Source organism: Vibrio sp. T9 (assembly GCF_003123985.1).
Lineage (GTDB): Bacteria > Pseudomonadota > Gammaproteobacteria > Enterobacterales > Vibrionaceae > Vibrio > Vibrio diabolicus.
This window is the reverse complement of sequence record NZ_NIGY01000001.1, coordinates 773,733-792,728: the sequence shown is the minus strand read 5'-3', so window position 1 is coordinate 792,728 and position 18,996 is coordinate 773,733. Positions and strand designations below refer to the sequence as shown.

13 protein-coding genes and 1 pseudogene are annotated in these 18,996 nt (G+C 45.3%); 11 read left to right on the top strand and 3 right to left on the bottom strand.

Annotation, left to right across the window (positions count from 1 at the left end):
• The first annotated feature begins 171 nt into the window (after positions 1 to 171).
• From CBX98_RS03610 to CBX98_RS03585, 6 genes are all read left to right on the top strand, one after another.
• Positions 172 to 3,156, top strand: a complete 2,985-nt coding sequence (locus tag CBX98_RS03610; RefSeq protein ID WP_172605915.1) for a M6 family metalloprotease domain-containing protein — start codon at positions 172 to 174, stop codon at positions 3,154 to 3,156.
• Between the two features lie 173 nt (positions 3,157 to 3,329).
• A complete protein-coding gene (locus CBX98_RS03605) occupies positions 3,330 to 4,142 on the top strand; it encodes a sugar transporter (RefSeq protein WP_109168590.1) in 813 nt (270 codons plus the stop codon).
• 176 nt (positions 4,143 to 4,318) lie between these two features.
• Positions 4,319 to 5,788 carry a protein adenylyltransferase SelO gene (locus CBX98_RS03600; RefSeq protein WP_109168589.1) on the top strand — a complete coding sequence of 490 codons (1,470 nt, stop codon included), beginning with the start codon at positions 4,319 to 4,321 and terminating at the stop codon, positions 5,786 to 5,788.
• 212 nt (positions 5,789 to 6,000) lie between these two features.
• On the top strand, positions 6,001 to 6,999 hold the full coding sequence (locus tag CBX98_RS03595; RefSeq protein ID WP_005390503.1) for a TRAP transporter substrate-binding protein: 999 nt from the start codon (positions 6,001 to 6,003) through the stop codon (positions 6,997 to 6,999).
• 70 nt (positions 7,000 to 7,069) lie between these two features.
• The gene (locus tag CBX98_RS03590; RefSeq protein WP_005390505.1) at positions 7,070 to 7,744 is read left to right on the top strand and encodes a TRAP transporter small permease; all 675 of its coding nucleotides are present in this window, start codon (positions 7,070 to 7,072) and stop codon (positions 7,742 to 7,744) included.
• 3 nt (positions 7,745 to 7,747) lie between these two features.
• On the top strand, positions 7,748 to 9,109 hold the full coding sequence (locus CBX98_RS03585; protein WP_005390510.1) for a TRAP transporter large permease: 1,362 nt from the start codon (positions 7,748 to 7,750) through the stop codon (positions 9,107 to 9,109).
• 42 nt (positions 9,110 to 9,151) lie between these two features.
• Here CBX98_RS03585 and CBX98_RS26550 read toward each other — a convergent pair whose 3' ends face one another.
• From CBX98_RS26550 to CBX98_RS03570, 3 genes are all read right to left on the bottom strand, one after another.
• Entirely contained in the window at positions 9,152 to 9,334 is a 183-nt protein-coding gene (locus tag CBX98_RS26550) for a hypothetical protein (RefSeq protein ID WP_031780150.1), read from the bottom strand.
• A gap of 78 nt (positions 9,335 to 9,412) precedes the next feature.
• The gene (locus tag CBX98_RS03575; protein ID WP_005390512.1) at positions 9,413 to 10,750 is read right to left on the bottom strand and encodes a sigma-54 dependent transcriptional regulator; all 1,338 of its coding nucleotides are present in this window, start codon (positions 10,748 to 10,750) and stop codon (positions 9,413 to 9,415) included.
• Between the two features lie 4 nt (positions 10,751 to 10,754).
• Positions 10,755 to 12,560 (bottom strand): ATP-binding protein, encoded by a 1,806-nt coding sequence (locus CBX98_RS03570; RefSeq protein ID WP_109168588.1) that lies wholly within the window; start codon positions 12,558 to 12,560, stop codon positions 10,755 to 10,757.
• 40 nt (positions 12,561 to 12,600) lie between these two features.
• On the opposite strand from CBX98_RS03570, the pseudogene CBX98_RS26545 reads away from it, so the two are divergent.
• The 5 genes and pseudogenes from CBX98_RS26545 to lon all read left to right on the top strand — a co-directional run bounded on the left by CBX98_RS26545 (position 12,601) and on the right by lon (position 18,958).
• Positions 12,601 to 12,813, top strand: a pseudogene (locus CBX98_RS26545) (hypothetical protein).
• Positions 12,814 to 13,086: 273 nt separating this feature from the next.
• A complete protein-coding gene (gene tig, locus CBX98_RS03560; protein WP_109168587.1) occupies positions 13,087 to 14,394 on the top strand; it encodes a trigger factor in 1,308 nt (435 codons plus the stop codon).
• A 105-nt stretch (positions 14,395 to 14,499) separates the two neighbouring features.
• Positions 14,500 to 15,126 carry an ATP-dependent Clp endopeptidase proteolytic subunit ClpP gene (gene clpP / locus CBX98_RS03555; RefSeq protein WP_005382347.1) on the top strand — a complete coding sequence of 209 codons (627 nt, stop codon included), beginning with the start codon at positions 14,500 to 14,502 and terminating at the stop codon, positions 15,124 to 15,126.
• Between the two features lie 70 nt (positions 15,127 to 15,196).
• The gene (clpX, locus tag CBX98_RS03550) at positions 15,197 to 16,477 is read left to right on the top strand and encodes an ATP-dependent protease ATP-binding subunit ClpX (protein WP_005390528.1); all 1,281 of its coding nucleotides are present in this window, start codon (positions 15,197 to 15,199) and stop codon (positions 16,475 to 16,477) included.
• A gap of 129 nt (positions 16,478 to 16,606) precedes the next feature.
• Positions 16,607 to 18,958 carry an endopeptidase La gene (lon, locus tag CBX98_RS03545; RefSeq protein ID WP_005390529.1) on the top strand — a complete coding sequence of 784 codons (2,352 nt, stop codon included), beginning with the start codon at positions 16,607 to 16,609 and terminating at the stop codon, positions 18,956 to 18,958.
• Positions 18,959 to 18,996: the final 38 nt, after the last annotated feature.

Genomic DNA, 18,996 nt, shown 5'->3' with positions numbered 1-18,996 from the left:
AAGTATTTGGGCATCCGACGCTTTTGTAACGTGATGCTAAATAATATTGTGTTATCTGAGCGAATTGATACCAGCCTTAGTCGTTAGCCACTCAACCTCATTCTATGTTTATGGGCTATTGTGTACTGACTGTGCTTGGTATTAAACGAATCGAAAAGATGGAGCCGTACTTTGAAATTCAACACACTCGCCTTGACTATGCTAACTGCGCTTCTTGCAGGTAAGAGCATGGCAACTACTCCGCCATCACCAGTTTGGCATACTATTGCGTTGAGCGATGGTACCTCTAGTGAGGCAATTTTACGCGGCACTGCCGATTTCCACTGGTTTGAAGATAAACAAGGTAATGCCTTGGTTCATGAAGATGGCATTTGGTTTTTTGCACAGATTCAGCGCGAGTCAGACATCCCAACGTTGCGCTCGACGGGTGTTGCTAAAACTCAATCGAGTGATGCGCCTGAATCGGCGAAGTTTCGCCCGGATCTACAAGTTAAGCCGCAGTTATCTTCTCTAAAAACCATTGAACCGATGGCGCGCCAAAATCTGTTGCGTTCGGCGCAAGGTTATCAGGCGATGAGTAGCTCATCGGTGAAGCAACAACCACTGTTGGTTGTGCAAGTCTCCTTTGATGACCAAGCAATGGTGCATGACTTCGAACAACGTGTGTTTAATACCGATGGTCAAAGCGTTGTCGATTATTTTGATAAAAACTCTCAAGGGAAATTCAAAGTTGTCCCTGCGATTGAGAGTTATGGTACCGCGAATGATGGTGTGATCAATGTGACCGTGGCGCAAAGCCACCCAAATTGCCACTCTAGCTCAACAGACAAGACTTGCACTGCCAAGTTGAATACGGTCTTCACCGAAGCATATCAAAAACTGGATCCGTACTTTAATCTTTCGGCTTACGACAGCAATCAAAATGGTACCGTAGAACCGTCAGAACTCTCAGTTATGTTTATTTTTGCGGGTGGCGACCGTTCAACCGGATTCCTTGATCGTCCTTCTATTTGGCCTCATAAATTCTCTCACGACGATGTGACACTAGATGGCAAAAAAATTGCCGATTACTGTGTGTTTGCTGACTACCAAGTTGATCATCAAGCGACGTTAGGCGTGATCGTACATGAGCTTGGCCATTTAATGCTTGGCTTGCCGGATTTGTACGCAAGGAACAGTGATGCCTCGATCGGTTCTTGGGGCGTGATGGGTGGTGGTTCATGGGCACAGAAACCGGGAGACTCATACGCAGGAGACACGCCAGTGAACATGAGCGCCTGGAGTAAACACGCCGCTGGTTTCGTTGTACCAACGATCACTCATGAAAGCCCGATGCCTATTTCCGTGAATAACGACGATGTCAAACTGGTGTATCTCGACCCGTACTTGAAAGAGTTTGGCCCACGCGTTTATTTGGAAAACCGTACCTTTAGCGGTTACGACCGATCATTGGCGGCAGAAGGCATACTAGCGACGTCGGTTAATGTCCAGAATCGCTTTAACGATGTTGGCGCGATGCAGGTTCAAATCATGCAGGCCGATGGTCTGAATGAGTTAGAACGTGATGGAAGCAGTGATGCCGGCGATTTGTATCCTAATGGTGGCAATGTCATTTCAGATACATCGACCCCGGGTCTGAGAGCGATCGCCGGGTTTGATACTGGGGTTCGTATTTCCAACATTGCCAGCAATACCAACGGCGGCAGTTTTTCTCTTGAGCATATAAACGAGCCAAATAAATCGGCATGGTTGAACTCTCTTCACCAAGGTTATGTGTACGCAAGTGGCAGTAACACCCTGGCGGTATCATTGGATTTGAATGCTGAGACAAAGCTTGATGGTCTTCAACTTTACGCGCAAAGCAATAGCGCTCAAAGTGACATGACTTATCGAGTATGGCGATTCCCATTCTCAGGTAACGTGGGCTACCGATTAATATTGGATCAGAACAATGCTGAACTTTTACAGCAAGGTAGCTTCCAAAAGCCATCCCGAATTTTATTCCCTCAACCTAGCCAATTAAGTGCAGGTCAGCACCTGTTAGTAGTGGAATTAGAAGGCGGTGAATTTGAATCGAACTTTGACTTTGGCCGCTTACTAAAAACTGAAAAATCATCCCTGCCTGTAATGTGGACTGGTAATTACAATGAGATAGGTACGTTTGGTTTAGAGCAAGCCGGGTTCTCTTATGTTCCGTTTGCAGCACTCTTGAATGTGGAGGCGAATAACATTGTTGAAGCGAAAGCTGACTCACTGCAAACCGATAAGAATACGCCAATCGATCTGAACTTGATGGACAATGATTTCATGGCCATAGGATATCAGTTCAATGTGGACATTGTGCAGAAGCCTGAGCACGGCACCATTTCTGGCAACCAATACCAACCTGAAGCTAACTTCGTTGGTTTGGACAGCTTCCAATATCGTTTGCTGTCTACGGACGGCGTGTATTCGTCTTCGGTTGTGAGCGTGCAGGTCGAAGTACTTGGTAGTAATGAAGCACCAAAAGCGCTCATCGATGTGGATAGCCAAAAGATTACTGCTGGACAGAAAGTAACATTGTCGGCGGCAAACAGCACAGATGCGGATGGCGATGTGTTGAACTACCGATGGGAGCAATTGGCTGGTACTTCAGTTTCTATCGGAAATTCGACCAGTGCTACGGCAAGCTTTACAGTGCCTCAAGGTATAAAAGCGGGTGAGGTTCTGACATTCCGTCTAACCGTTACTGATCCAAGTAATGAAACCTCCAGTGCTACCGTCAATTTAACCATGCAAAACGCAGCGCCAGTCACGTTAGCAGATACGGCGACCGTTGCCGTTGGTGAAAGCATTGTGATTGATGCTGCTGGCAATGATTCGGATGTGAATGGCGATAAACTGGTTGTAGAAAGCGTACAGAACCTAACGGGCGTGGGAAGTGCGAGTGTAGAAAATGGCAAAATTCGTTTTCAAGCTCCGGATAGTGCGGTTGATAACATCAAGCTGCAATATACGGTTTCAGATGGCAACGGTGCTACCGCAATAGGTGAAGTGACCGTGACGGTTGTCGCTTCTTTGAAAACAACGACATTCAAGAACTCTGAAGGTAGTGGCAGTGTTTCTTATTGGGCTCTGATGTTACTTGTTGCATTGGGCTGGCGACGCCGCGTCTAAAACGATATCGAATTACCGTATAAGCCACTCACATTGAGTGGCTTATTTTTGTACCCGTTTTGCTTCCTAGTACCTCTCATTATCTTATGAGATGTGTTTCTCATTATTTTTAAAGCGATTTTTCTATTCAGCGGGTACCCTATGGGCAGATTTTTATAAATTAAGGATGTTGTATGTCAACCGAGGACTTTTCTGTTTCGGCAATATGCCGAGAAGCAGCAGTTATGGTCAGAAGGAACCTACTCGCAATTGTCATTGCTTGTATTCCATTGATCATCGTGCACTCAATTTTTGTGTTTATGTATCCTGAAATGACGGGGCAAGATCAAGCGAACGCTCAAGAAGGAAACATCGCGGGATTTTATTTCGTCACAATCATTTCATACCCACTTGTTGCCGCGATGGCGGCTGTGCGTGTACACCGAATTTATTTGGTTGGCGATTACATGCACTCAGCATTGGATGTATTTCGCTTGTCAGCCAGAGAATTCCGTTTCATTGGCTGGTGGATATTATTTGGGTTGATGATGATGCTCGTCATTGGTATCCCAATCTTTGTGTTGTCGTTTCTCTATATTGCAGAAAGTGGTGAACCCGATTTTGTTGCCATGGCGTTTATCACAACGGTTGCAAGTATTCCGGGCTATTGGGTGATGGCGCGCTGGTCGTTCGTGTTGCCAGCGACCGCAATGGATCATCAGCCGCGCAGCTTGCGTCGTTCGTGGAACCAAAGCAGACCATACAACAAACAAGTATTCATTTTGATGGGCTTAATTCCATTGGGCGCGGGATTGCTCAGTCAGCTTATCTTTAGTCACTTTACTAACCTCTTCATGCTGAGTCTTGTGGGTGTTGCCTATGGTATTTTCGGTGCGTACCAGTTGGCTTTGTTATCGTTGAGCTATAAAACGGTCGTGGATATTGAACGCGCTCGTTTTGATACACCATCAGAGCCACCAAAAACGGGTGAAGAGTTTTCCGCTTAATCATTTGATCGCTTTTACATACCACTTCCGTTTGTGAGGTGGTATGCAGCGGGTTAATACCTTCCTACCACCTTCGCGTTATTCACGCAAAATACCCATGCCCATTTCATGGCTGAATGACAGTGACGTTCACACGTATACTGACAGCAGTACTTCTTTTTATTAAGGAACTCCACATGTCCATTTGGCAACGGGTCAGTTTCACCCATCGCTTTAGTCAATTACCGTCAGCTTTCTATACTTTGGTCGGGCCGCAACCCTTGGATAATACTCGTTGGGTCGCTTGGAATGGTGAGTTTGCGCAGCAGTTTGGTTTACCAGCAGAGCAAAACGATGAGCTATTGGCTGTTTTTTCTGGGCAAAGCGAATTCGAACCGTTTCGTCCTTTGGCGATGAAATACGCAGGACATCAGTTTGGCGTTTACAACCCAGACTTGGGCGATGGACGTGGATTGCTGTTGGCGGAAATTGAGCATCAAGATGGCACTTGGTTTGATATTCACCTTAAAGGCGCGGGGCTAACCCCCTACTCGCGAATGGGGGACGGCAGGGCGGTGTTGCGCTCAACCATTCGTGAGTATCTATGTAGTGAAGCCATGGCAGGGCTTGGGATCCCGACGACTCGTGCTCTTGGCATGATGGTCAGTGACACGCCGGTTTATCGCGAGAAAACAGAATTCGGCGCAATGTTGATTCGTATGGCGGAGACCCATGTGCGTTTTGGCCATTTCGAGCATTTTTTCTATACCAATCAATTGGCAGAGCAGAAGTTGCTGGCGGACAAAGTGATCGAGTGGCACTTTGCTGATTGTGCGTCGGCCGAGAAGCCATACGCTGCAATGTTTGGTGAAATTGTTCAGAAAACAGCGGACATGATTGCTTATTGGCAAGCGTATGGGTTTGCTCATGGGGTAATGAACACCGACAACATGTCGATCCTTGGTCAAACGTTTGATTACGGCCCGTTTGGTTTTCTTGATGATTATGAGCCGGGATATATTTGTAATCATTCCGACTACCAAGGTCGTTATGCATTTGACCAACAGCCAAGAATTGCGCTTTGGAACCTATCAGCACTCGCGCATGCGCTATCGCCACTCGTTGATCGAGAAGATTTAGAAGCGTCGTTGAGTCAATTTGAAGTCCGGTTGAGTCAGCAGTTCAGCCGCCTAATGCGTGAGAAGTTGGGTTTAAAAACCAAGATCGCGGAAGATGGACGTTTATTTGAAGCAATGTTTGAGCTCCTTCACCAAAATAACACGGATTACACTCGCTTCTTTAGAACGCTTTCAAATCTTGATACTGATTCTTCTCAAGCCGTAATCGACTTGTTTCTTGACCGAGAAGCTGCGCGAGCTTGGCTTGATCTGTACTTAGCTCGATGTGAACTAGAGGTTGATGAACTAGGGGATCTGATTTCAGCCGAACAACGTTGCGAACAGATGCGTCAAGCCAATCCCAAATACATCTTGCGTAACTACTTGGCTCAGTTGGCGATTGATAAAGCGGAAGAAGGGGACTTTAGCGAATTACACCGATTGGCCGAACTGTTAAAGCGCCCATTTGATGAGCAGCCCGAGTTTGATGATTACGCGAAATTGCCACCAGAATGGGGGAAGAAAATGGAGATAAGCTGTTCTTCATAAATGGGTCATTTCCCACCCATTTGAATCTTTTTCTTGGGTGGAATTCACTCGTTATACTCTGTGTTCATGTTAATGGGCTTTGTTAATTTATTGAAATGCATATGAATTTTAACATGGTCCATTAATTGCTCTTTGTTGAACATCCGTACCCATCGCCTAATACCTAGTTATTCATGGACGGGATGGGATGTGATTCAACAAGGAGAATAATAATGTTTAAGCCTCTAACTCTACTATCTGTCTCTGCGCTTGCTGTAACGAGCTTTAACGCTGCCGCGAATTGTGACCCAGGTGAAACGGTCATCAAGTTCAGCCATGTAACGAACGCGGACAAACACCCAAAAGGTATTGCGGCTTCGTTACTTGAAAAACGCGTTAACGAAGAGATGAACGGTAAAGTCTGTATGCAGGTGTTTCCGAACTCAACGCTTTACGATGATGATAAGGTGTTGGAAGCACTACTAAATGGTGATGTTCAACTCGCTGCACCTTCTCTTTCTAAGTTTGAGAAATTCACCAAAAAGTACCGCCTTTTCGATCTGCCTTTCTTATTCGACGATGTCGACGCTGTTGACCGCTTCCAAAACTCTGAAGCCGGTGAAAAGCTGAAAAACTCAATGAAACGACGTGGCCTACAAGGTATTGCGTTTTGGCATAATGGCATGAAGCAAATGTCAGCCAACAAGCCGCTCATTTCTCCAGCCGATGCTGAAGGGCTTAAGTTCCGTGTTCAAGCTTCTGACGTTCTCGTTGCTCAGTTTGAACAGCTAGGCGCAAACCCGCAAAAAATGTCATTCAAAGAAGTGTACGGTGGCCTGCAAACTAAGGTTATTGATGGTCAAGAAAATACTTGGTCAAACATCTACGGCAAAAAGTTCTTCGAAGTTCAAGATGGCATTACGGAAACGAACCACGGGATTCTGGATTACCTAGTAGTGACGTCAAACGACTTCTGGAAAAACTTACCAGACGATCAGCGCGAGCAGCTAAACACAATCATCCAAGAGGTGACAGCGCAGCGTAATGCTGAGTCGACCAAAGTGAACCTTGCGAACAAAAACAACATCATCGAAGCTGGTGGTGTGGTTCGCACGTTAACGCCAGAACAGCGCCAAGAATGGGTCACTGCACTTCAGCCAGTATGGAAGAAGTTTGAAAAAGACATTGGTTCTGACCTAATCGAAGCCGCTTTGGCTTCTAACCAAAAATAATAACGCCTAGCACGCTTAGCCCTCTCGATTAGAGGGGGCTCTTTTCCCCTACAGACGACGTGATGTAATTATGGAACAGACTTTTTTTGCCAAGGCTGGACGAATCACCGATGCCATTGAAGAGACTTTGATTGCTTTCTTCCTAGGTGCCATGACCTTGTTAACCTTTGCCAATGTCATCTTTCGTTATGTCTTTAACGACAATATTCTTTGGGCGCTTGAGCTCACCGTCTTTATGTTCGCATGGATGGTGTTGGTCGGCGCTTCTTACGGTGTGAAAAAACACTTTCATATTGGTGTTGATGTGATTATCAACATAGTGCCAGAGGGCAAACGAAAAGCCTTGGCGTTATTCGCTGCAATATGCTGTTTAGCCTTCTCTATTTTGCTTTTAATTGGCTCTTGGAACTACTGGTATCCGTTCGCCACAGACCGAGCGTGGTATGAAACGGATGATATTCCAATGCCGGAAATGCTTCAGTTTATGGCGGATTGGTTAAACGAGGGAGAGCGTTACGAAAAGCTGCCACGTTTTATTCCTTATTTCGCTTTGCCACTTGGTATGGCGTTGCTAACGCTGAGATTTGCTCAGGCAACATGGCAAATTGCTACCGGAAAGCTCGACCGACTGATTGCAGGGCATGAAGCGGAAGAAGAGCTAGAGGCGCTTCAAGAAGAGATGAGTGATGCCGGTGATCTTATGGCTCCAAAGGCCTCAGACAATTCTAAGAGCAAGGAGCAATAAGCCATGGATATCTTATTTCTATTTTTGATGGTAATTGGCTTCATGCTCGTCGGCGTGCCAATCGCAGTTTCTCTGGGTCTTTCCAGTATTCTTTTCCTTTTGATTCATTCGGATGCGTCTTTGGCGTCTGTTGCTCAAACGTTGTTTAATGCATTTGCTGGACACTACACTCTATTAGCAATTCCATTCTTCATTTTAGCTTCAAGCTTTATGTCGACAGGTGGTGTAGCGAAACGGATCATTCGTTTCGCGATTGCGATTGTAGGCTGGTTCCGTGGTGGTTTAGCGATGGCTTCGGTTGTCGCGTGTATGATGTTTGCCGCGCTGTCAGGTTCATCTCCAGCAACGGTTGTTGCCATAGGTAGTATCGTTATCGCAGGTATGATCAAAAACGGTTACTCAAAAGAGTTTGCGGCCGGCGTAATTTGTAACGCAGGTACGCTAGGGATTTTGATTCCGCCGTCTATCGTTATGGTGGTTTACGCTGCCGCGACCGATGTATCAGTTGGACGTATGTTCCTCGGTGGTGTGATTCCCGGTTTGCTAGCGGGTGTCATGTTGATGATAGCGATCTATATTGCTGCCCGTATTAAGAACCTGCCAAAACAACCATTTGTCGGTTGGAAAGAGACGTTTGATGCAGCTAAGGATGCAAGCTGGGGCTTGTTGCTGGTGGTGATCATTCTCGGTGGTATTTATGGCGGTATTTTCACCCCAACAGAAGCCGCTGCAGTTGCTGCTGTGTACTCGTTCTTTATTGCCAACTTTGTATACAAAGACATGGGGCCATTTGCTGATAAGCAAAATACTAAGCCTGCATTAGTCAAAATTTTTCACACCTTCGTTCATAAAGACACCAAACACACGCTGTATGAAGCGGGTAAACTCACCATCATGCTGCTTTTCATTATTGCCAATGCGTTAATTTTGAAGCACGTTCTCACGGAAGAGCGCATCCCGCAAATGATCACAGAGTCAATGATGTCAGCTGGTTTAGGACCAATCACCTTCTTGATTGTGGTGAACGTATTGCTGTTGATTGGTGGTCAATTTATGGAGCCATCAGGCTTATTGATCATTGTTGCACCACTGGTGTTCCCAATTGCGATAGCACTTGGGATCGATCCAATTCACTTAGGTATTATGATGGTGGTAAATATGGAGATAGGTATGATAACACCACCTGTTGGGCTTAACTTGTTTGTTACTGCAGGTGTCGCCAAAATGTCGATGATGAATGTAGTAAAAGCCGCACTGCCATGGGTGGCGGTGATGTTCCTATTCCTCATTATTGTAACGTACGTGCCATGGGTGTCGACTTGGTTACCAACCACCTTGATGGGGCCAGAAATCATCACTAAATAATGGCACCAGATATTTGAAGAAAAACAAAAGAGGTGTGATGATTCACACCTCTTCGTCTATGGGTTTGTAGCTAGGCCTACGAGGGTCTGGTTGGACTCGCCGCTCGTAGCTTCGCCACTTCTTTTTATTCTTGCGCCGCTCCTCGCCTGAACGTCTCTCTTCTTGATATTGCCCGTCTACCATCACGGTATCTGTAATGATCGGTATTCTCACTTTCTCGTTCATATCCGTAACAACCATGATGAATCAGTTATTAAAAATTATGATTCAAGTTGGATATAATACCAATCCTTGGGAATCGTTTTATTTATAGAGCTCTTTATCTATTTGATAGCGTTGCATTTTGTCATACAGAGTTTTTCGAGGCACATTCAATTGCGCCATTGTCTGTTTAATGCTGCCGTTATTTTCTAGTAATGCACCTTCAATGGCTGCTCTCTCGAACTCTGCAACTTGTTCTGCAAGACTTGAAGAAGGCTTGGCAACCGGAGTCGATTCTCCTAACTGAATTAATTTACCCAATAGCACGAAACGTTCAGCTGCATTTCTTAGTTCGCGAACATTGCCTGGCCAGTCATGGTTCATCAGTTGGGCGAGGTCGTGGGATGACAAGCTAGGAGAGCTTTTACCGTAACGTGAAGCCGCTACCAATAGGAAATGATGGAAGAGGGCAGGGATGTCTTCTTTCCGTTCACGCAGTGGCGGGAGATCTAAGGTAACCACATTCAGTCGATAGTAAAGATCTTGGCGAAAGGTTCCCTCTTCAGCAGCACGTTTCAAATCGACTTTGGTGGCGGCAATCACTCGAATATCTAAGGGCAAGAGTTCATTCGAGCCGACACGCTCAATCACACGCTCTTGCAGTACTCTCAGTAAACGGATTTGGGCTTGGATTGGCATTGACTCGATTTCATCCAAGAAAAGTGTACCGCCTTGAGCAAATTCAAACTTACCGATACGGCGGCTTTCTGCGCCAGTAAATGCGCCTTTTTCATGCCCGTAGAGTTCGCTCTCAATCAAATTCTCTGGTACTGCACCACAATTTACTGCGACAAAGTTTTGGTTCCGTCGAGAGCTTTGCTCATGCAAAGAACGGGCGATTAACTCTTTACCTGTACCAGTTTCGCCAAACAATAAGATATCTGCATCAGTATCGGCGATGTGAGCAATGGTTTCGCGTAACATTTGAATGCTAGACGTTTCTCCGATAACACGAGGTCCGAGCGTTTTACTTGCCTTGAGAGACAGGCGTAACTTCTCGTTTTCAACCGTTAATTGGCGCTTCTCAATGGCGCGCTTGACGGTTTCAACTAGGTGCTCAGGTGGGAATGGCTTTTCGATAAAATCATACGCTCCTTGGTGTAACGCATTAACCGCCATTGAGATATCGCCATGACCAGTAATCATAATCACGGGAAGATGGGTGTCTTTTCGCACAAGGGTATTCAGTAAATCCATCCCTGAAATACCGGGTAAGCAAATATCGGTAATCACCACTCCTGGCTCGGCTCCCTGCTTAATGGCGAGTAAGGCAGATTCAGCGTCTGGAAAGAATGTGGCATCGATATCTGCCAATTCAAACGTTTGTTCTATTGCCAGTCTAAGATCGGCTTCATCATCAATAAAAAACACCTGACACATGATCTCATCCTTTTGATTGTTCTGTGTTGTTAGGAGCGATAGGTAAACACAATGAAAATCGAGCTCCGCCTTGTTCTCGATTTTGGGCACATAATCTTCCGTTCATACTGGCTAAGATTTGTTGAGAGATGGAGAGCCCTAAACCTAACCCATTTTGTTTGGTAGTTAGGAAAGGCTCACATAAGTCCGAAAGTGAGAAACCTCCAAGCCCTGGACCATTGTCATCTACATGAATCCAAACCAAACCGGCATGTTCGTCTTGCTCTACGGATAACTGTACTTGTTTGTCTTGTTGCTCTTTGAGAGCCTCTATCGCATTGGTCAGCAAATTAACCAACACTTGTTCAAGTTGAATGATATTGATCTGAACTTCAACATCGTGCTCTGGTACCTGCGTTTCTAGCGTGACACGTGCAGATTTAAGTGCGGGTTTCATCAGCTCTTTGACTGAGGCAATTACTGGAAACAAACGAGATTGAGCTAGCTCGTTTCCACTGGTTTTTTTAGCGAAAGAACGAAGCTGCTGACTGATGTTTGCCATACGATCAGTGAGGGCTGAGATGCGAGTTAGATTATCTTCCACTCGCTCATATTTTTCTTTTTGGAGGAACAGCTTGCCGTTTTCAGCAAAGCTGCGAATGGCCGCAAGTGGATTATTCAGTTCATGACTGATACTGGCTGACATTTGCCCTAATACTGCTAGTTTCGCAGCTTGAACGAGTTCGTCTTGCGTTAGGCGAAGTGTTTGTTCGGTTTCTATTCTCTGGGCGATTTCTGCTTGCAATTCTGCGGTGCGAGCCATGACTTGATATTCAAGTTTTTGATTGGCCTCTTGTTGAATTCTCTCAAGTTGTAAGTGGCGTTGTTGACGGTGATAGATGAGCTGGCCAATTAAAAACAACACGGTGAATGCAAGAGTAAGTACAAAAATGTAACCCATTGTGAGCCAGACGATAGACTGCTTAGGAGATAGTACACGGATGGTCAGCTTGAGCTCTGGTAGGGGCAACGAAGAGACCACCAAGGTCCCTTTGTTATATGGGTAACCTTGTTTTAGCTCAGAATGCGTTTCCTCCACATTGCCCACCAATCCTAGAGTTTCAATTGGCTCATCAAGGTATTGTCGGCTTGCCCAAACTTGTTTTCTTTCATTCTCAGTCAGTGGTTGTAAGCTTTTGAGTAGCCAATCACTTCGGCTGCTCATGAAAACAATCCCGTGCGGATCGCTCGCGACGAACACACTATTTGGCTGCTGCCAGTTGTCTTCTATCTTACTCAAGTCCATCTTAACCACGACCACACCAAGGACGCCGCCCGCGTATATGATCGGATAAGAATAGTAGTAGCCACGCTTACCCGAAGTCGAACCAAGCGCGTAGTATTGGCTTCGTTCCCCAACGATTGCTTGTTTGAAATAAGGGCGGAACGCAAAATTTCGTCCAATAAAAGATCGCTCTTTACGCCAGTTGCTGGCCGCGACCGTCGTACCCCATTGATCGATTAAATAGGTATCTGCCGCTTCAATCACGTCATTAACGGATTCTAAATACCGATTGGTGAGTTCCAGTTGGGCACTGTTATTTGGATGCAGTAACGCTTGATGGAGAGGGTCATCTTTGGCCAGAAGGTTAGGGATATGGGCGTATTTATCGAGTTTGTTTTTAATATGACTAGAAAATTGCTCAAGTTGGGACTGGTGTTTATCAAGCAATGATTGATAACTAGTCTGCCAAACCCAATGACCACCTATGATTGCGCAAAGGAAATAGAAGGCAAAAAAAGTCAGCAGAATCCGGTTTTTTTGCGACATCCTTGCACTCCTTAAACCTTTCCTTTGGTCACGTAAGAAAATGTTAATAGTTTGTAGGGAGGATTAGGGATTTAGTTTTCAACTCTGTGGAGTAAAACAAGAGCAAGATCTCTTTTTAGGCTTTTCGATAAAAAAACCGGTCGATTCTCTTGAAAAAGTCGCTATTGTCCCCATTCTAGATATGCTGACGATACTTAGACGCTGTTTGAATCGCATTTTTGAAGAAAAAATGGGTCAGCATTCGAGAATTTAGCGCAGACAATGTCCACATAGTGGCTATTGGCTCGACAGGGTTGCGACAGATCGCTAGAATGTCGCGTCTAAAAATTCTGTCCTGAGGCTAATAGGAGATACCTTTGGTAATTTTATCGAAGATATCACTGATTAGTCCGGTACTGACAAACAGTATCGATACTCGATTTAAATTAGGTGTTCGGACAGAACACTACACAAGGATGAAGCGTAAGCTCCGCTGAGTTTCGCTCATACGCTCGGAAAACCGAGCCACTTTAGAGGTTTATATATAATGCAAGTTACTGTTGAAACGCTAGAGGGCCTAGAGCGCCGTCTAAACATTATTGTTCCAGCTGCAAACATCGAAGACGCTGTAACAGCTGAACTACGCAACATCGCTAAAAACCGTCGTTTCGATGGTTTCCGTAAGGGTAAAGTGCCTCTAAAAATGGTTGCTAAGATGTACGGCAAAGCAGTACGTCAAGACGTTCTTGGTGAAGTAATGCAACGCCACTTCATCGAAGCTATCGTTAAAGAGAAAATCAACCCAGCTGGCGCTCCAACTTTCGCTCCTGTAGAAAACAAAGAAGGTTCAGACCTAGTTTTCACTGCAACTTTTGAAGTTTACCCAGAAGTTGAGCTTAAAGGCCTAGAAAACATCACTGTTGAAAAACCGCTAACTGAAGTTAAAGACGCAGACGTAGAAGAGATGATCGATACTCTACGTAAGCAACAAGCTACTTGGGTTGAAGTTGAAGAAGCAGCAGAAGATGGCAAACGCGTAAGCATTGACTTCGTTGGTTCTATCGACGGTGAAGAATTCGAGGGCGGTAAAGCTGAGAACTTCCCACTAGAAATGGGCGCTGGTCGCATGATTCCTGGTTTCGAAGACGGTATCGCAGGTAAAACTGCAGGTATGGAATTCGACATCGATGTGACTTTCCCAGAAGATTACCACGCTGAAAACCTAAAAGGTAAAGCAGCTAAGTTCGCAATCAAAGTGAACAAAGTTGAAGCTCGTGAACTACCAGAACTAAACGACGAGTTCGTTGCTAAGTTCGGTGTTGTTGAAGGCGGTGTTGAAGCACTTAAAGCTGAAGTTCGTAAAAACATGGAACGCGAGCTTAAGCAAGCTGTTAAGAACCGCATCAAAGAGCAAGCGATTGACGGTCTAGTTGAGCAAAACGACATCAACGTACCATCAGCGCTTATCGAGCAAGAAATCCAAGTTCTACGTCAACAAGCTGCACAACGCTTCGGTGGTAACCCAGAAGCTGCTGCTCAGCTTCCACGTGAGCTGTTCGAAGAGCAAGCTAAACGTCGCGTAGTAGTTGGTCTTCTACTAGGTGAAGTAATCAAGTCTGAAGAGCTAAAAGCGGACGACGAGAAAGTTAAAGCTCTAATTGAAGAAATGGCTACTGCATACGAAGATCCATCAGAAGTTATTGCTTACTACGAGCAAAACGAAGAAATGATGAACAACATGCGCAATGTAGCTCTAGAAGAGCAAGCAATCGACGCGATCATCGCTAAAGCACAGGTTTCTGAGAAAGAAGTAGGCTTCAACGAGCTACTTAACCAACAACAACCTGCTGCTTAATAAGCAATATCTTGCGTAGAAGGTTGACTTAACGTTAACTATTCTGCTAACAATGGTCCGTATGATAGTCATCATCCGGGCCATTTATTTTAGGGACATAAGAATATGAGCTACCAAGAAAAAAATGCAATGTCGCCAATTATGGACGCGCTAGTACCAATGGTGGTTGAACAAACTTCCCGCGGCGAACGCTCTTACGACATCTACTCACGTCTGCTGAAAGAGCGCGTGATTTTTTTAACGGGTCAAGTGGAAGACCACATGGCAAACCTTGTCGTGGCTCAGCTACTTTTCCTAGAATCTGAAAATCCAGATAAAGATATTTTCCTATACATCAACTCGCCAGGTGGCAGTGTAACAGCTGGTATGTCTATCTACGATACCATGCAGTTTATTAAGCCAAATGTGAGCACTGTATGTATGGGTCAAGCATGTTCAATGGGTGCCTTCCTGTTAGCGGGTGGTGCGCCAGGTAAGCGTTACGTACTGCCTAACTCTCGTGTAATGATCCACCAACCATTGGGTGGTTTCCAGGGTCAAGCTTCTGATATCCAAATCCATGCTCAGGAAATCCTGACCATTAAGCAGAAGCTAAACAAGTTGTTAGCAGAACATACTGGCCAACCTCTTGAAGTCATTGAGCGCGATACTGATCGTGATAACTTCATGTCATCAGAGCAGGCTGTGGAATACGGTATCGTGGATGCAGTGTTAAGCCACCGCGGCGAGTAATTAGCCAGCGCATTTTGGCAAAAATTGATATACACTCATTCATGAAGAGTAAAGGCTAAGAGGTTAGCGAATGACAGATAAAAGCAAAGAAAGTGGCAGCGGTAAATTGCTGTACTGTTCTTTCTGCGGCAAAAGTCAGCACGAAGTTCGCAAGCTAATCGCAGGTCCGTCAGTGTACATTTGCGACGAGTGTGTCGACTTATGTAACGATATTATTCGCGAAGAAATCAAGGATGTTCTCCCTAAGAAAGAATCTGAAGCGTTACCAACGCCAAAACAGATCCGTGAACACCTTGATGACTATGTGATCGGGCAAGATTACGCGAAAAAAGTGCTCGCAGTTGCGGTATATAACCACTACAAGCGTTTACGCAATGGTGATACAACGAGTGAAGGTGTGGAGCTTGGTAAAAGTAACATCCTTCTAATTGGCCCAACAGGTAGCGGTAAAACACTACTTGCTGAGACATTAGCTCGATTCTTGGATGTGCCATTTACAATGGCAGACGCAACCACACTAACCGAGGCTGGTTATGTGGGTGAAGACGTTGAAAACATCATCCAAAAGCTTCTGCAAAAATGTGATTACGATGTAGCTAAAGCTGAACGCGGCATCGTTTACATTGATGAAATTGATAAAATTTCACGCAAAGCTGAAAACCCATCTATTACGCGTGACGTATCTGGTGAAGGTGTTCAGCAGGCGCTACTAAAACTTATCGAAGGTACGGTTGCATCGGTTCCACCTCAAGGTGGTCGTAAGCACCCTCAGCAAGAATTCCTACAAGTGGACACGTCGAAGATCCTGTTCATCTGTGGTGGTGCATTTGCTGGCCTAGATAAGGTGATTGAGCAGCGTGTTGCAACAGGTACAGGTATTGGCTTCGGTGCTGAAGTTCGTTCTAAAAACGAATCGAAGACCGTGGGTGAGCTATTTACTCAGGTTGAGCCTGAGGATTTAGTGAAGTACGGACTCATTCCAGAATTCATTGGTCGTCTTCCTGTGACAACAACATTGACTGAGCTTGATGAAGAAGCGTTGATTCAGATCCTATGTGAACCGAAGAACGCATTAACCAAGCAATACGCAGCATTGTTTGAGCTTGAAAACGCCGAACTTGAGTTCCGAGAAGATGCGCTGCGCGCTATCGCTAAGAAAGCAATGGAGCGTAAAACAGGTGCTCGTGGTTTACGCTCGATCCTTGAAGGCGTATTACTGGAAACCATGTACGAACTGCCATCTGCGACAGACGTAAGTAAGGTCGTGATTGATGAGTCCGTCATCAATGGTGAGTCAGAGCCATTGCTTATTTATAGCAACTCAGACAATCAGGCCGCTGGAGCAGAATAAATTCAGCCGTAATGAAAAAGGAGGTAAGTAATTACCTCCTTTTTTTATTTCTCTTATTGAATCCAAACAATTAGCCCCCATATAAATCGATAAGTAATACGTAAACGTGAAAGCGGAAGAGAGAATTATATGAACTTGGAACGTTCCGAGCGTATCGAGATCCCGGTACTACCTCTACGTGACGTAGTGGTCTACCCGCACATGGTTATTCCATTGTTTGTTGGTCGTGAGAAATCGATTAGCTGTTTAGAAACGGCGATGGAAACCAACAAACAAGTTCTTCTTGTGGCACAAAAGCAAGCTGATACTGACGAGCCTACGGTTGACGACCTATTTGAAGTAGGTACGGTAGCCACCATTCTCCAGCTACTGAAGCTTCCGGATGGCACAGTAAAAGTACTGGTTGAAGGCCAGCAACGTGCGAAAATTAATCACTTTAAAGAGAGTGACTTCTTCCTAGCGGAAGCGGAATTTGTTGTTACGCCAGAATTGGATGAGCGTGAGCAAGAAGTGATTGTTCGCAGTGCGATTAATCAGTTTGAAGGCTTCATTAAGCTAAACAAGAAGATTCCACCAGAAGTTTTAACCTCACTCAACGGTATCGACGAAGCAGCACGCTTAGCGGATACCATTGCAGCTCATATGCCGTTGAAGCTGGTGGATAAGCAGCAAGTACTTGAAATTGTTGATGTCACTGAGCGTCTGGAATTCCTAATGGGCCAGATGGAATCAGAGATCGATTTGCTGCAAGTTGAAAAACGCATTCGTGGTCGCGTTAAAAAGCAAATGGAAAAATCTCAGCGTGAGTACTATCTGAATGAGCAAATGAAAGCGATTCAGAAAGAACTTGGTGAGATGGAAGACGCACCAGACGAGTTCGAAACGCTGCAGAAGAAGATTGACGAATCAAAAATGCCTCAAGAGGCACGTGAAAAGACTGAGCAAGAGCTTCAAAAGCTTAAGATGATGTCTCCGATGTCTGCCGAAGCAACAGTGGTTCGTAGCTACATCGATTGGATGGTCAGCGTGCCTTGGGCTAAACGCTCAAAAGTTAAGAAAAATTTAGCGAAAGCAGAAGAGATTCTTAATGAAGACCACTACGGTCTAGAGCGCGTAAAAGAGCGTATTCTTGAATACTTGGCGGTTCAAAACCGAATCAATAAGTTAAAAGGTCCAATCCTTTGTCTTGTTGGTCCTCCAGGTGTGGGTAAAACGTCTCTTGGTCGTTCAATTGCTTCTGCTACAGGTCGTAAGTACGTTCGTATGGCGCTGGGTGGTGTACGTGATGAAGCAGAAATCCGCGGTCACCGTCGTACTTACATTGGCTCATTGCCAGGTAAATTAATCCAGAAGATGTCGAAAGTTGGCGTGAAGAACCCATTGTTCTTATTGGACGAAATCGACAAAATGTCTTCAGATATGCGCGGCGATCCGGCATCAGCGCTACTAGAAGTACTTGATCCTGAACAGAATAACTCGTTCAACGATCACTACTTAGAAGTGGATTACGACCTTTCTGACGTTATGTTCGTTGCAACCTCGAACTCGATGAACATTCCAGGTCCATTGTTAGACCGTATGGAAGTTATTCGTTTATCTGGTTACACCGAAGACGAGAAGCTGAACATTGCAAAACGTCACCTTGTTGATAAGCAAGTGAAGCGCAATGGTCTAAAACCGGATGAAATCATCATTGAAGACTCTGCGATTATTGGCATCATCCGTTACTACACTCGTGAAGCGGGTGTTCGTAACTTAGAGCGTGAGATTTCTAAGATCTGCCGTAAAGCCGTGAAGAACATCTTGTTGGATAAAGACATCAAGTCAGTAACGGTAACGATGGACAACCTAAAAGAGTACTTGGGTGTTCAACGTTTCGATTACGGTAAAGCGGATGAAAGTAACCGAATTGGTCAAGTGACAGGTCTAGCTTGGACAGAAGTGGGTGGTGATCTGCTAACGATTGAAACTCAATCCATGCCAGGTAAAGGTAAGCTGACGCAAACGGGCTCTCTTGGTGACGTGATGCAAGAGTCTATTCAAGCCGCAATGACAGTAGTTCGCTCTCGTGCAGAAAAACTGGGTATCAATACTGACTTCTACGAGAAGAAAGATATTCACGTGCACGTACCGGAAGGCGCGACGCCAAAAGATGGCCCAAGTGCGGGTACTGCAATGTGTACTGCCTTGGTTTCTGCTCTGACAGGTAACCCTGTGAAAGCAGAGGTAGCGATGACGGGTGAAATAACTCTGCGTGGTGAAGTCCTACCTATCGGTGGCCTAAAAGAGAAGTTACTTGCGGCACACCGTGGCGGCATTAAGACTGTGCTAATTCCAAAAGACAACGAGCGTGATTTGGAAGAGATTCCTGATAATGTTATCGCTGATCTGGAAGTCATCCCTGTACAGTGGATTGATGAAGTACTGAAAGTCGCACTAGAGCGAGACCCGACGGGCGTTGAGTTTGAGTCTCAAAAATAGTGATGTGCAGCAAAAATAAGTAAAAGTTTACGCTGATA